This is a genomic window from Pseudomonas sp. KCJK9111 (genome assembly GCF_046231935.1).
GTDB classification, from domain to species: Bacteria; Pseudomonadota; Gammaproteobacteria; order Pseudomonadales; family Pseudomonadaceae; genus Aquipseudomonas; species Aquipseudomonas parafulva_B.
The window spans coordinates 40230-55411 of record NZ_JBJJMO010000023.1; the positions used below are offsets into that span (position 1 = coordinate 40230).

A 15182-nucleotide genomic window follows, 5' to 3' on the forward strand; every position below is an offset into this window, starting at 1 on the left:
GAAATCTTGTTCACACGGCCATACCAAGCGCTACCCACGCTACTACTTCAAGGCTGGACCTGATCTTCCAGCTTCATGGTCAGGGCCAAGGTACTGCCCATCTGCACGGCGCGATCGCGCCATTGCTGATAGCGCTCCTGATCGCGTCGACTGAAGTGCACGGCCAGTTCTTCTGCCGCCTGCACTACACCCGCAGCGGCCGCCAGTTCGAGCCAGTATAATGCTGGCTTGAGCTCCGGTTGCACATGCAGGCCGTGAATCAGCCGGTAGCCAACCTCGAAACGACAGCGTGCCTCACCCTGTTCGGCACCCTGCAGGAACCATCGGTAGGCCAGCTGCGGATCGATCTGCCATTGCATACGGCCGTCGCACACTTCTTCTTCGTACAAGTCTCCCAGCGCAGCGGCCGCATGCGACATGCCTCGCTCGAACGCCTGGCGGTAGCATTCGGCGGCTTGCGTGTAGGAACGATCCACACCTTTGCCGAAGTAGTGCTGCTGCCCCAGGTTGAACCAGGCCACGGCACTGCCTTGCAATGCCGCCATGCGCAGAAGGTGCCCGGCCAACACCGTATCAGCATGCCAGTACTTGCCATTGAGCCAGATCCAACCCAGGTCGTTCAGCGCTGCCACGTTCCCCTGCAGGGCTTGCAGGCGCAGATCCTGGTAGACCGCTTGCAGGTCACTGGCTTCGTCCAGACGGCTGACCAGCATCGTCCGTTGACTGGGCATGCCGACACCTGCAAACAGCCGCTGGCGTCGGGCGACAGCGGGCGGAACGATCACCTGTGCCGGAAGCAGGCGGGCGAGCAGCGAATGGATATTGCCGACAGCAGACATGTTCATCCTCATTGAACGACGCACAACCTCAACCTTCGGCTGTGATGAGGCGTGATTCTGCGCAACAGGACGTCAAAACCTGTCGCGAACGATTCGGCGGCAGGCAACCAACCGTCACTTACTTGATCTGAGCGGTCCGTGGCCAATTGCCATGCCCCTCGCGTGCCGCCATCCTAGAGCGGCAAGCCTAGACAAGGACGTTACCTTTTGCCGTTCGCCACCACTCGCGCCACCCTCAGCCGTCAGTGGGCGCTGCTGCGCCAGCTTCCGGGCCGTTCTCCAGGCCTCACCAGTTCCGAGCTGGCTTGCCGGCTACGAGACCTGGGCTTTACCGTCAGCAAGCGAACCGTGGAGCGCGACCTCAATGACCTGTCGTTGATCTTCCCGCTGGAGCGCAATGACAAGAGCATTCCCTACGGGTGGCACTGGGCCGCGGGCGTTGTGAGCGAGCTGCGCGGCACCACCGATCTGCTGGCGCATCTCAAAGGAGAAGCGCTGCAAGCGCCACCGGGCGAAGGCATTGAATTGGTGGCGCGCATCAGTGACCCACTGGCGCGCCAGCTCAGAGAGGCTCCACTGAGCAGCGACATGCAGTTGACCGCCCATGACCAGGGGCATCGGCTGCGGGCCACGGTGAGCGACGGGAGCTCGTTGCGCTGGTGGCTTTTGAGCCGTGGGGACGAACTGGTGGTCGAGCAGCCTGCGCAGTTGCGCGAAGAGATCGGCAAGATTCTGGCTAATGCGGCAGCCCAGTACGCAAACTCATAGTCTGGCGCCATACCCCTTGAAGCAGCCGGGCTGTTCAACCCCGGGGCGACGCTGCTGCCGGCCTCCACGCCGTGAGCATGGGAAGACTGCCGGCTAGATCAAACAGGCCAAGGACCCGAGTGGGCGCGGCAAGGTCGCCCTTGGAACCGTATCGAAACGGCAGTCCACTAGACCTTTGTTGACTACGCCAAAAAAACGATATGATCTGAAGTATTTGGATAGCATAAAAAAGTCAAGGTTGGACACGCAAAGAGCCGCTTTAAAAACAGACGATATAAAGCTTGACTCTAGAGCAGAAGTTTTTTTAAAGACGGAAAGGTATATTAATACGCTCAAAGGCATGCTCCGCGATGTACAGAGCAAACCCTCAGCACATCAAAACAGTTACATAGATTTGATAGCTGCCTCCATATACGACCAAGCCAGCGCCAACGGTGTGCCCATAAAAGATGCCCTAGGTATTCACTGGAGAACTTATTATGGGAGATACCTCAAGGGCATAGCCCAGAACTTCCGTATCGAATGGGGCGCAACCTTGAAGGACAGCAGAATCTTCCATAGGCATCCCCTGACACTCCCCCCTGATCCGGCTTCAATACGACAGCCTGGACCACTTGTGATTAATATTGACTGATGGGTAGGGTCCAGCCTCACGCAGCCGTCTACTGCAGACCTTCACTGCTGGATGCCCCAGCGATTTACCGTTAATCTTTCCAGCGTGTTGAATACCGCCCCCTCAACCAGCAGCCCGATCAGGATGACCACCGCAAGGCCTGCGAACACCTTGTCGGTATAGAGTTCGTTGCGGTTCTGAAAGATGTACCAACCCAGGCCACCTTTGCCGCTGCTGGCACCAAAGACCAGTTCTGCGGCAATCAGCGTGCGCCAGGCGAACGCCCAGCCGATCTTGAGCCCGGACAGAATCGAGGGCAACGCCGCCGGCACCAGTATGTGCATCACCAGCCGTAGCCCTTTGAGGCCGTAGTTGCGCCCGGCCATGCGCAGGGTGTCGGAAACACCCTGGAACCCTGCATAGGTATTGAGCGCCAGGGCCCAGAGCACCGAATGCACCAGGACGAAGATCAGGCTGTTGTCGCCTAGCCCGAACCACAGCAAGGCCAATGGCAACAGAGCGATGGCAGGCAGGGGGTTGAACATCGAGGTCAAGGTGCTCAGCAGGTCGCGCCCAAGCTGGGTGGAGACGGCCAGGCTGGTGAGACCAAAGGCCAGGATAATCCCTAGCAGGTAGCCCTTGAGCAAGATCACCAGCGACACGCCGACCTTGGCCGGCAGCTCTCCACTGACCAGGCCTTCCCACAGCGCGGCAGCTGTCTGCAGGAAGGTCGGTAGCAGCAGGTCGTTGTCCTGATAACGGGCGACGGCTTCCCACAGCAATGCGATAACTATCAGGATGACGGCCTTGCGCAGCCAACCGTGCTGCCAGAGGCGCTGACTCAACGACAGGTCGCGTTCCACAGGCACGCTGAGCAATGGCTCCAGCTGCACCTCGTATTCCTGGCGCACAGGGGTTGTGGTCATGGCTCAAGCTCCTGATCAGTAGGCAATGCGGATGTCGTTGAAACCAATGTCATCGACTTGAGCGGGGTCGGCCGCTTCATCGAACAGCAAACGGTGTATGCGCAGGGCACTGGCCTGGAAATCGCTGCCCCCCAGGCTGCCCAGGTCATATTGGTGGCTGTGCACCTCGGCGCGTACCCGGCCGGGGTGAGGCGAGAGCAGCAAGATGCGGTTGCCCACCACCAAGGCCTCTTCGATGGAGTGGGTGACGAACAGCAAGGTGAAGCGTACTTCCTCCCACAGCAGCAGCAGCTCTTCCTGCATCTTGCGCCGGGTAAGTGCATCAAGGGCGGCGAACGGTTCGTCCATCAGCAATATCTTCGGCTGCGTGGCCAAGGCCCTGGCAATCGCCACGCGCGCTTTCATGCCGCCTGACAGCGTATGCGGATAGGCATCGGCAAAGGCTGCAAGACCAACTTTCTCCAGGTAGTGAAGCGCCCGTTCTTCGGCATCGGCCCGCTTCAATTGGCCCGATACCAACAGTGGAAACATGACGTTGTGCTTCACCGTCTTCCAAGGCGGCAACTGGTCGAATTCCTGGAACACCACGATGCGGTCCGGCCCCGGGCCGCTGACGGGTTGCCCCTGAAGCAGGATCTGTCCTTCACGGGGTTCGATGAAGCCGGCCACGGCTTTGAGCAAGGTTGACTTGCCACAACCGGATGGCCCCAGCAGGACGAAGCGATCAGCCTGATCCACCTCGAAACTGACCTGATGGGTAGCGCGTACCACCCGTTGCCGGGTCCGGTATTCAAGGGTAAGGCCCTGCACGTTCAACAACGGCGGTGCTATGGGATGGCTCAAGGTGCTGACCGTGTGGCCTGGCAATGGCGCAGTCATGGCTCAGCTCCCCTGCAGCGGGCGTTCATCCTGGAAGAAATAATCCTTCCACGACGCTGGCTTGTGCTTGATCGCGCCGACCCTGTAGAGAAATTCGGCGAGCTTGTAGGTGTTCTTTGGCGTGACGGTAAATTCGTACCGAGGGTTGTCGATCAGCTTGATGAGGCTTGCGCGGTCGATCTTGGCGTTGGTCACACGGATGTAGGTATCGGCGGCTGCCGCCTTGTCGTTCTGGGCAAACGTGGCCGCTTCGGCGATGGCATCGACGAAGGCTTTGTACGTCTTGGGGTTGTCCTTGCGGAACTTTTCGGTGGCAAACAGCAGCGTGGGCGAATTCGGCCCGAGCAAGTCGTAGCTGTCGAGCACGATGTGCACGTTCTTGTTGGCCAGCGCCTGGTCCTGGAACGGCGGGTTGGAGAAGTGCCCGTTGAGTTCGGTACCGCCTGCCAGCAAGGCGGCCGTCGCATCAGGATGAGGAACCGCCAGGGTGTACTTGTCCAGGCGGTTGTATTGCTCGTCTCCCCATTGCTGCGCCGCGGCGTATTGCAGCAAGCGCGACTGCACGGACACCCCCACCGCCGGCACGGCGATGCGGTCCTTGTCGGAAAGATCCGCAATGGTCTTCACAGCCGGATTGCTGCTGACCAGGTAATACGGGAAGTTGCCCAGCGAAGCCACGGCCTTGACGTTCTGTCGCCCTTGGGTTCGATCCCAGACGGTGAGCAGCGGGCCTACGCCAGCACCTGCGATATCCACCGAGCCGGACAGCAATGCGTCGTTGATGGCCGAGCCACCGGAAAGCTGTGCCCACTCGACGTCGATGTCAATGCCTTGCGCCTTGCCGTGCTTTTCGATCAGGTGCTGGTCACGCACCACATTGAGCAGCAGATAGACGATGCCGAACTGTTCGGCGATACGAATCTTGCCTTCTGCCTGGGCGGCGGCGGGGGCCACGAGGCTGCCAATGACGAGGCTTGCGCCCAGCCCGATGCTTGCCGCCAGGCGGCTGATGGATTTGCGCATGATGGAATCCTTGTCGTCAGAACGGGGCATCGCCCTGGATGGTGGTGCGGTAGAGCTTGCGCCGCAGGTGTGCAGGGCAACCGGCAGCCAGGTGGATCAGGGAGCGGTTATCCCAGAACACCAGGTCGTGGGGCTGCCATTGATGGCGGTAGACGTTGTGCTCCAGCACGCTCAAGGCATACAGCTGCTGCAGGACATCCCGGCTTTCGTCCTCCGGCAGCCCGACGATGCGGGTGGTGAACCCTTCACTGACGAACAATGCCTGGCGACCGGTTTCGGGGTGGGTACGCACGACGGGGTGGATGACTTCCTGCACCTGAGCCAGTTGCTCGGCTGTCAGCGCAGGGCGCCAATTGCCTTCGAATCGGGTTTCGGCGTAGCGGGCGGTGTAGGAATGAGCGGCACTGCGCCCGGCTACCAGCGTGCGTAGCGCAGCGGGTACTGCGTCCCAAGCCTTGTGCATGTCGGCGAACAACGTGTCCCCGCCCTCGTCAGGGAGTTCCTGGGCATGCAGCATCGAGCCCAAGCTGGGCAGTGTCTTGTAGGAGAGGTCCGAGTGCCAGAACTTGCCCGCATCGCCCAGGCCGATGTTCTGGCCGTTCTCGATGATGTTGGAAACAATCAGGATTTCAGGGTGCCCCTGGAGCAGGAACTGCTTGAGCACATGAATCTGCAGTTCGCCAAAGCGGCGGCTGAACGCGATCTGCTGCTCAGGCGTGATGCGCTGATCGCGAAAAACCAGAACATGATGATCGAGGTGGGCGCGATGAATGCGCGCGAAGTCCTGGGCATTGAGCGGCCTGGATAGGTCGAGGCCGATGACTTCGGCGCCGACGGCGCCGGCGAACGGGTGGACTTCAAAATGTTGTGACGGCGCGCTATCGATGAGCGACAGGGCGTTCAAGGCGGTCGGCATGTTTCACTCCCACGCAGTGCGCGACTTCATGACGCGCGACGATCGGAAACGCACGGGGGACTCCCGTGTGGGTTCGAGTCGTGCGGCGCATCGATTGGTCGACGGGTACGCAGTGGGTGAACTATAAGGTCATAAGAAAGATATTTTAAATACCTTTAAAGCATAACCATAGTCCGGCCGGTGCATGGGCTGGGTGTCAGATCAGGCCACCCTCTTCTTCTTCCTCTATCAGGTTGTTGAGGCTGCTCAGCGCCTTGCGCGCCGTCGAACGGTTGAGCAGTTTGGCCTGGGCGCCAGGTGGCAGATCGGTGATCTTGAACACGCCTTTGGCGGTCAGGACATCGATCAGGTCTTCAAGCACCCGGATCATGTCCAGGTCGCTTTGCTTGAGCTGATTGAGGCTGTTTTCCACGACGTCATCGGCAAACCATTCCTGGATGTCGGCATGGTCGGCCGGAAGCATTTCGGTAAATTCGTCGAACGCAGCAGCTTCCACTCGCTGCAACTGGCCAGCGGCGTCGCGTTGCACGTAGAACATGGCGATGTCCCTCGTCACATGGATTCCTTAAGGGTAGACAGCAGCATAGGCAAAAAGCACCGTACGCGTGGATGCGGCGCGAAAGTATGCGCTGTGGGAGTGCGTGGCGGGAAGGCCTGCCCAGGCAGTTGCGCCAGGTCAAGGCATACCGGGGCAACCTTTTACGGTTGCCCCGGTGATGGGCCATCAGCTGTCTTTGTTGTGGATGATGATGGTCGGGTCGGCACCGCTGATCAACGAGTTGATCGTCTGGTTGGACCAGTTCACACCTTCAAGCTTGATGGTGACGTCAGCATTGGCCAGCCCGCCATCGGTGTTGAGCTTGCCTTCGCTGCTGACCTGCAGCGTCGTGGTGCCCTCCACGGTCGACAGCTTGAGGTAGTTGTCGATGGTGCTGCCTTTCTCGTTTTGCAGCAGGTCCTTGAGGTCGATGCGGTCACCTTCGGAGCGGTTGAAGTCCTTGATGACGTCATTGCCATAATCGCCGGCCTTCCAGACGAAGGTATCGGCACCGCTGCCGCCGATCAGGATGTCGTTACCCGGGCCGCCGATGAGGGTGTCGTTGCCCGAGCCACCCAGCAGGATGTCATTGCCTTTGCCGCCATCGAGGATGTCATTGCCGCCCTGACCGAACAGGATGTCGTTACCGTTGCCGCCCGACAGGATGTCGTTGCCGTCATTAGGCCCTGAAATATCGAACTCGGTGTAGTGCTCAGCGATGTATTGGTGGACATTACTAGTCGTGACAGCACTGGCATCTACCCCTGTTTTCTGGGCGACATACGTTTGCAAGGCTTGATAGCCCTCGCTGACGACACCGTTCAAGGTAATCAAGTCACCAAAGATGATGTCGTTGCCATTCCCACCGTCGACAGTATCGGCACCAGGCAACGTCGCCTCAGTATGTCCAAGGATAGCGCTTGCCAGTTTGGATGGATCTATATTGATCTGCGGTTTGCCCGCCGTGTCGTACGGCTTGAGATCAGCGAGGCTGACCTCAGAATTCAATCCAATAGCCTGCACCTTACTCAGTCCAGGTACGGTAGAACTACCACCGAGCAACATGAAACTATCAGTTGTATTTTTGGCCGAATCACTCCAATTAGTGGATGAATTCTTGCCAGTACCGCCCAAACTGGACAACTCGTAGGTGCCATCCCCTTGGGCATGTATTGTCCCGATAGTGTTTGAGGAAATGGCAACAAGTGAACCCCAAAGATTGTAGCCATACGTTGTGACTTTTAGTTGTCCAGCACTGTTTATATCAACCTTGTGAGTTGAGTCAGCCCACTCACTGAACGTGGTACCAACCTTGTAGTTGTTAACATTAACAACCTCATCCAGCATTTTGCCATTCGTCCACAGCCGAGCATCGGTCTGCTCGCCACGCTGGTAAAAGGTCGGCTTACCATCGGTAATGAAGTACGTCAGATTCTCAGCGTTCGTGTTGCCCACCGCCATCTTGCTCTTGAAGAAGTTAGCTGTAGTTTTAAACGCATCCTCATAATTGGTACCGCCGCCGTAGTCGCCGCCCTGCATGGAATTCAGAACACTCTGAAGTTGGCTCAAAGCATCCGCGTCCGATAGATTGACGGCTATGTTTTGGTTTACCTGAGTATCGAAATCTACCAGGAAGATATTAACCGTTCCCGACGTGTCGGCCCCCACGCTCGCTTTGAGTGTCTTGAATACAGACTCCAGCTGTGTCTTCGCAGCAGCCACTGAGTCGTCGGTCATACTGCCGGAGCTGTCAACAATGAATGCAATATTGTAGTTTTTACCGGCCACCACGTTCAGGCCAGATACATCCGCCACGATGATGTCGTGACCTTCACTGCCATTCAGTACGTCGCTGCCCGATGTACCAACACTGGCTTTGTAAACGCCGCCATAAACCGTAACCGGAATACGGCCCACGGTGCTGGCGGAGTCACCTAGACTTTCAGTAGCAGTTGAGGTGACCGTTATGTCAAACGAGCCCTTGAAGTAGGCAGGGGGGGTAAGGGTCAAGCCACTGAGTTTCCACCCTGTTACGTTGATCGGCCCATCGCTGACTGTAGCCGTATGGCCTGCACTGTCAGTTACCACCGTTCCTTTTGGTAAGCCACCCAACGTCACTTTCAGCGTCTCGGAACCGTCGGTATCGGTCAGGGCAGTCGAGATACCGACCAGTTTGACCGTACCGTTCTCTGGGCCTTCGTTGAGCTTGTAGCCATCGTAGTAGGTTTGACCATTGACCGTGTGCACGTCGGACACGGTCAGGCCAGCGTTGGCCATCTCGGTCACGTTCTGATACATGCGGATGTTCGAGCTACTCAGGTCCGTCACGCCGCCAGAGCCGACCTGAATGTTCAGGTCATAGCTGCCTGGGCCGGACTGGTTGGCATGGTAGACCTCGATCGGGTAGTAGCCGGTCGCCGTAGGCGTGAACGACCCCGTCACCTGGCCGCCGCCGCCCCACGTGGCCGTGACCACGGTCTTGCCACCGATATTGACCAGGAAGCTGTCGTCGGCAGTACCACTGAAGGTGTAGGTCTTGCCAGCTTCCAGGTAGATCAGGCCGGAGGTCTTCGAACCGCTGCCCCCATTCACGCTGCCGTCGGACTGGACGTTGGTGGTGGTTGCACTGGAGGTGGCGCTGCCGGAGTTGGCAAAGACCGTCTTCAGTGCATCACCGGTGATGCCATTGCCGTTGGTGCCCAGGTCCTTAAGGGTGGTCCACACTTCCTTGGTCAAGCCTTTGGACACTACATCGGCGCTGCCGATGGCCAGCGTCGGCATGTCTGCCACAGGGCTGATGTCGACCTTCATGGTCGTTTCGGTACCCAGGTTGGTCCCGTCGTTGGGCTTGTACTTGAACTGCGCGTAGTCGGCCTGCTGGTTGCCCACGCCGGTGCCACCGTAGCCATCAGCGCCGGACTGGTTGAGCAGCGGCACGAACTTCAGTTTGCTGGCGGCGATATCGGCCTGGCTGATCACCTGGCCGACAGTAACGTTGGTCCAGCTGCTGCCGTTGAAGTACTTGAGGCTGCCTGCAGCCGGCAGCGAGGTGATGGTCACGGCCAGACCGGTATTGCCATCCGGGTCGGTGACCTTGAAGTCACCCCAGGCGAATACGTAGTCGGTGTCTTCCACGCCATACACGGCACCGCCTTGAGATACCGGCAGGTTGTCGTTGTCGAGGATGGCGGTGGTGACGCTGCCTTTGCTGCCGTTTACCTGCAAGTTCTCGAAGTTGCCACCGGTGGCGCTTTCGATCTTGACCGTGAAGTTCTCGGTGCCTTCGACCAGCTTGTCGTCGATCGTCGGCACATCGAAGGTCACGCCGGAGCTGTTGGCCGGGATTTTCACGGTGGTGACACCCGTGAAGTCTTCGCCGTTCTTGGCCGTGCCCGAGTAGCTGAGGGTCACAGTGACTTCGGACTGGGACGGGTTGCTCAACGTCAGGGTGTAGTGTGCCGTCTCGCCTTCGGTGAGCGAGGTGGTGCCACTGATACCGACGGTGGTCACGTCGCCCTGGCCGCTCGGCTCGTCGGTCACGGTCGTGGTCACGGCAGTCTTGCTGCCCACCAGGCTCTCGAACTGCTTGTCACCGGCAACGCTGATGTCGGTGATGGCCTTGGTGATGGCAGGCTGGCCACCGACGTACACGTCATCCGGCGCGTTGATGCTGACCGTACCGCTTGCGGAACCCGCGGCAATGAACACTTGCGTGCCACCGGTCAGGGTCACGGTCACGCCGCCGTGGCCTGTCACAGGCAGGCTGCTGTCTTCACTGACCAGCGTCACGGTGTAGGTGATCTTGCCACCCTCGACGACGGTTGTGTTATCCACAGCCAGCACAGCAGTGACCTTGCTGATGGTGTCAGTGATGTTGACCGAGGCAGGCGCGCCCAGCACCAGGTTCTCGAACTTGGCGTTTGGTACTTCGGCCTTGGTGATGCCGATCTCCAGCTTGCCCTCGTCCTTGAACACGTCATCACCCTGAGCTGGCGCGACGTAGGACTTGCTGGTCTCCCCGGCCTTGAACACAACGGTGGCGTTGTTGCTCAGGGTGACGGTGAGGTCCTTGTCCAGCACACGGTTCAAGGTCAGGGTGAACAGAGGCGGCGTGGCTTCATTGACCGAGGCCTGGTTGGCCACGATGTTGACCAGTACCAGGTCACCCTGGCCGGCCGGCTCATCGGTCACCGCCGTGGTGACCGTGTTCTTGCTCGCCACCAGGTTCTCGAACTGCTTGTCACCGGCGACGGTGAGGTCAGTGATGGCCTTGGTGATTGCAGGCTGACCGCCGACGTATACGTCATCCGGTGCATTGATGCTGACGGTACCGCTGGCAGACCCGGCGGCGATGAACACCTGGGTGCCGCCGGTCAGGGTGACGGTCACGCCACCATGGCCGGTGACCGGCAGGTTGTTGTCTTCACTGACCAAGGTCACGGTGTAGGTGATCTTGCCGCCTTCAGCCACAGTGGTGTTATCCACAGCCAGCACAGCGGTGACCTTGCTGATGGTGTCGGTGATGTTGACCGAGGCAGGGGCGCCCAGCACCAGGTTCTCGAACTTGGCGTTCGGCACCTCGGCCTTGGCAATGCCGATCTCCAGCTTGCCCTCGTCCTTGAACACGTCATCGCCCTGCGCCGCAGCGGTGTAGGTCTTGGTCATCTCGCCAGCCTTGAACACAACGGTAGCGTTGTTGCTCAGGGTGACGGTCAGGTCCTTGTCCAGCGCACGGTTCAGGCTCAGGGTGAAGGTTGGGGCCGTGGCTTCGTTGACCGACGCTTGATCCGCAACGATGTTCACCTGCACCAGGTCGCCCTGGCCAGCCGGCTCGTCGGTGACGGTGGTCGTGACTGCCGCCTTGCTGGCCACCAGGTTCTCGAACTGCTTGTCACCGGCGACGGTGATATCCGTGATGGCCTTGGTGATGGCAGGCTGGCCGCCGACGTACACGTCGTCCGGCGCATTGATGCTGACGGTGCCGCTGGCAGACCCGGCGGCGATGAACACCTGCGTGCCACCGGTCAGGGTGACGGTCACGCCACCATGGCCGGTGACCGGCAGGTTGTTGTCTTCACTGACCAAGGTCACGGTGTAGGTGATCTTGCCGCCTTCAGCCACAGTGGTGTTATCCACAGCCAGCACAGCGGTGACCTTGCTGATGGTGTCGGTGATGTTGACCGAGGCAGGGGCGCCCAGCACCAGGTTCTCGAACTTGGCGTTCGGCACCTCGGCCTTGGCAATGCCGATCTCCAGCTTGCCCTCGTCCTTGAACACGTCATCGCCCTGCGCCGCAGCGGTGTAGGTCTTGGTCATCTCGCCAGCCTTGAACACAACGGTAGCGTTGTTGCTCAGGGTGACGGTCAGGTCCTTGTCCAGCGCACGGTTCAGGCTCAGGGTGAAGGTTGGGGCCGTGGCTTCGTTGACCGACGCTTGATCCGCAACGATGTTCACCTGCACCAGGTCGCCCTGGCCAGCCGGCTCGTCGGTGACGGTGGTCGTGACTGCCGCCTTGCTGGCCACCAGGTTCTCGAACTGCTTGTCACCGGCGACGGTGATATCCGTGATGGCCTTGGTGATGGCAGGCTGGCCGCCGACGTACACGTCGTCCGGCGCATTGATGCTGACGGTGCCGCTGGCAGACCCGGCGGCGATGAACACCTGCGTGCCACCGGTCAGGGTGACGGTCACGCCACCATGGCCGGTGACCGGCAGGTTGTTGTCTTCACTGACCAAGGTCACGGTGTAGGTGATCTTGCCGCCTTCAGCCACAGTGGTGTTATCCACAGCCAGCACAGCGGTGACCTTGCTGATGGTGTCGGTGATGTTGACCGAGGCAGGGGCGCCCAGCACCAGGTTCTCGAACTTGGCGTTCGGCACCTCGGCCTTGGCAATGCCGATCTCCAGCTTGCCCTCGTCCTTGAACACGTCATCGCCCTGCGCCGCAGCGGTGTAGGTCTTGGTCATCTCGCCAGCCTTGAACACAACGGTAGCGTTGTTGCTCAGGGTGACGGTCAGGTCCTTGTCCAGCGCACGGTTCAGGCTCAGGGTGAAGGTTGGGGCCGTGGCTTCGTTGACCGACGCTTGATCCGCAACGATGTTCACCTGCACCAGGTCGCCCTGGCCAGCAGGTTCGTCCGTCACGGTGGTGGTCACTGGCGACTTGTTGGCCACCAGGTTCTCGAACTGCTTGTCACCGGCGACAGTGATATCCGTGATGGCCTTGGTGATTGCAGGCTGGCCGCCGACGTATACGTCATCCGGTGCATTGATGCTGACGCTACCGCTGGCAGACCCGGCGGCAATGAACACCTGCGTGCCACCGGTCAGGGTGACGGTCACGCCACCATGGCCGGTCACTGGCAGGTTGTTGTCTTCGCTGACCAAGGTCACGGTGTAGGTGATCTTGCCGCCTTCGGTCACGGTGGTGTTATCCACAGCCAGTACCGCAGTAACCTTGCTGATCGTGTCGGTAACGTTGACCGAAGCCGGGCCGCCAATGACCAGGTTCTCGAAGGTGGCGTTCGGCACCTCTGCCTTGACGATGCCGACCTCGATCTTGCCTTCGTCCTTGAACACGTCATCGCCCTGCGCAGCGGCGGTGTAGGTCTTGGTCATCTCGCCAGCCTTGAACACAACGGTAGCGTTGTTGCTCAGGGTGACGGTCAGGTCCTTGTCCAGTGCACGGTTCAGGCTCAGGGTGAAGGTCGGTGCCGTGGCTTCGTTCACCGACACCTGGTTAGCGACGATATTGACCTGCACCAGGTCGCCCTGGCCGGCAGGTTCGTCGTGCACGGTGGTGGTGACCGGCGACTTGTCCGCCACCAGGTTTTCGAATTGCTTGGCGCCTGCGACCGTGATGTCGGTAATCGACTTGGTGACCGCAGGCTGGCCGCCCACGTACACGTCATCTGGCGCATTGATGGTGACGGTACCCGTGGCAGAGCCAGCGGCGATGAACACCTGGGTGCCACCGGTCAAGGTAACGGTCACGCCGCCGTGGCCAGTCACCGGCAGGTCGCTGTCTTCGCTGATCAAGGTCACGGTGTAGGTGATCTTCCCGCCTTCGACGACCGAGGTGTTATCCACAGCCAGCACAGCCGTGACTTTGCTGATGGTGTCGGTGACATCGACCGATGCAGGTGCGCCTAGCACCAGGTTCTCGAAGGTAGCGTTCGGCACTTCGGCCTTGACGATGCCGATCTGGATCTTGCCTTCGTCCTTGAAGACGTCATCACCCTGGGCAGGTGCGACATAGGACTTGCTGGTCTCGCCGGCCTTGAACACAACTGTGGCGTTGTTGCTCAGGGTGACGGTGAGATCCTTGTCCAGCACGCGGTTCAGGGTCAGGGTGAACAGGGGTGGCGTGGCCTCGTTGACCGAGACCTGATTGGCCACGATGTTAACCAGAACCAGATCACCCTGGTTGTCATTGCCTGGCGTACCCGAGCCTGGCTCGTCGGTGACTGCGGTGCTGACCGGGGTCTTGTCCAAGGTCAGCTGCTCGAATTTCCAGACATCCGGACCGCTGACCGCCGCGATCGACTTGACGACCGGGTCGTTGGCGCCGATGTAGACGTTGTCAGGTGCGATGACGGTGACCGAGCCGGTCGTACCATTGGCCGGGATGGTGATGGTGGTTTTGCCATCGTCCAGGGTGAAGGTCAGCGCGCCGTGCTTGTCGATTGGCAGGCCGTCCTTGTTGGTCAGGGTCACGGTGTAGGTGATTTGACCGCCTTCGGCCACGGAGTCGGTCGCAGTCAGTTTCGCGACTACTTCGTCGATGGTGTCGGTGACTTTGACCGACGCCTCGTTACCCAGTTGCAAGTTCTCGAAGGTGCGACCAGCCGCGTCGGCTGCCGACTTGATGCCCAGGCTGATTTCACCCGAGTCTTTATAAACGTCGTCGCCTTGCGCTGCGTGGGTGTATTGGGCGCTGGTTTCGCCGGCCTTGATAGTGACCTTCTCGTTGTTGCTCAGGGTCACGACCAGATCATTGGCCAGTGCGGTATTCACGTGCACAGTGAACGTCGGCTTGACGTTCTCGGCGACAGAGGTCTGGTCGGCCGTGATGGTCACGTGGACCAGGTCGCCCTGGTTGCCAGTGCCAGGGACTCCCGAGCCTGGCTCGTCGGTAACCTGGGTGGTGACAGGCGTTTTGTCGAGCGTCAGCTGCTCGAACTTGCCAACATCTGCGCCGGCAACGGAGGCGATCGATTTGACGACCGGGTCATTCGCACCGACATAGACGTTGTCAGGCGCTGTGACGGTGACCGAACCGGTTGTACCGTTGGCTGGGATGGTGATGACAGTTTTGCCATCGTCCAGGGCGAAGGTCAGCGCGCCGTGCTTGTCGATTGGCAGGCCGTCTTTGTTGGTCAGGGTCACGGTGTAAGTGATCTGACCGCCTTCGGTGACCGAGTCGGTAGCGGTGAGCTTGGCTACAACTTCGTCGATGGTGTCAGTCACTTTGACCGAGGCATCGTTGCCCAACTGCAGATTTTCGAACGTGCGGCCGCCAGCGTCGGCTGCCGACTTGATACCCAGGCTGATTTCGCCGGAGTCTTTGTAAACGTCGTCGCCCTGCGCTGCGTGTTCGTAGGAAACAGCAGTCTGACCGGCCTTGATAGTGACTTGAGCGTTGTTGCTCAGGGTCACGACCAGGTCGTTGGCCAGGGCC

8 protein-coding genes are annotated in these 15182 nt (G+C 59.8%); 1 reads left to right on the forward strand and 7 read right to left on the reverse strand.

All coding sequences use genetic code 11. The annotated features are described in order from the left end of the window. Positions 1–47: 47 nt before the first annotated feature. The gene (locus tag ACK59L_RS10540) at positions 48–839 is read right to left on the reverse strand and encodes a tetratricopeptide repeat protein (protein ID WP_409273461.1); all 792 of its coding nucleotides are present in this window, start codon (positions 837–839) and stop codon (positions 48–50) included. 207 nt (positions 840–1046) lie between these two features. Here ACK59L_RS10540 and ACK59L_RS10545 point away from each other — a divergent pair, with 207 nt between their 5' ends. Further along, positions 1047–1607, forward strand: a complete 561-nt coding sequence (locus ACK59L_RS10545; protein ID WP_196135977.1) for a WYL domain-containing protein — start codon at positions 1047–1049, stop codon at positions 1605–1607. Positions 1608–2282: 675 nt separating this feature from the next. Here the strand turns inward: ACK59L_RS10545 and ACK59L_RS10550 are convergent. The 6 genes from ACK59L_RS10550 to ACK59L_RS10575 all read right to left on the reverse strand — a co-directional run. Then, entirely contained in the window at positions 2283–3146 is an 864-nt protein-coding gene (locus ACK59L_RS10550; protein WP_196135978.1) for an ABC transporter permease, read from the reverse strand. A gap of 15 nt (positions 3147–3161) precedes the next feature. Continuing rightward, positions 3162–4025 (reverse strand): ABC transporter ATP-binding protein, encoded by an 864-nt coding sequence (locus ACK59L_RS10555; RefSeq protein WP_409273464.1) that lies wholly within the window; start codon positions 4023–4025, stop codon positions 3162–3164. A gap of 3 nt (positions 4026–4028) precedes the next feature. Beyond that, positions 4029–5048, reverse strand: coding sequence for an ABC transporter substrate-binding protein (locus ACK59L_RS10560; RefSeq protein ID WP_409273466.1), 1020 nt, complete (start codon positions 5046–5048; stop codon positions 4029–4031). Between the two features lie 16 nt (positions 5049–5064). Further along, positions 5065–5964, reverse strand: coding sequence for a TauD/TfdA dioxygenase family protein (locus tag ACK59L_RS10565; protein ID WP_409273468.1), 900 nt, complete (start codon positions 5962–5964; stop codon positions 5065–5067). Positions 5965–6160: 196 nt separating this feature from the next. Next, positions 6161–6502 carry a hypothetical protein gene (locus ACK59L_RS10570; protein WP_023535786.1) on the reverse strand — a complete coding sequence of 114 codons (342 nt, stop codon included), beginning with the start codon at positions 6500–6502 and terminating at the stop codon, positions 6161–6163. A gap of 186 nt (positions 6503–6688) precedes the next feature. Continuing rightward, positions 6689–15182: immunoglobulin-like domain-containing protein (locus ACK59L_RS10575; protein WP_409273470.1), on the reverse strand; the 8494-nt coding region annotated here is incomplete at its 5' end.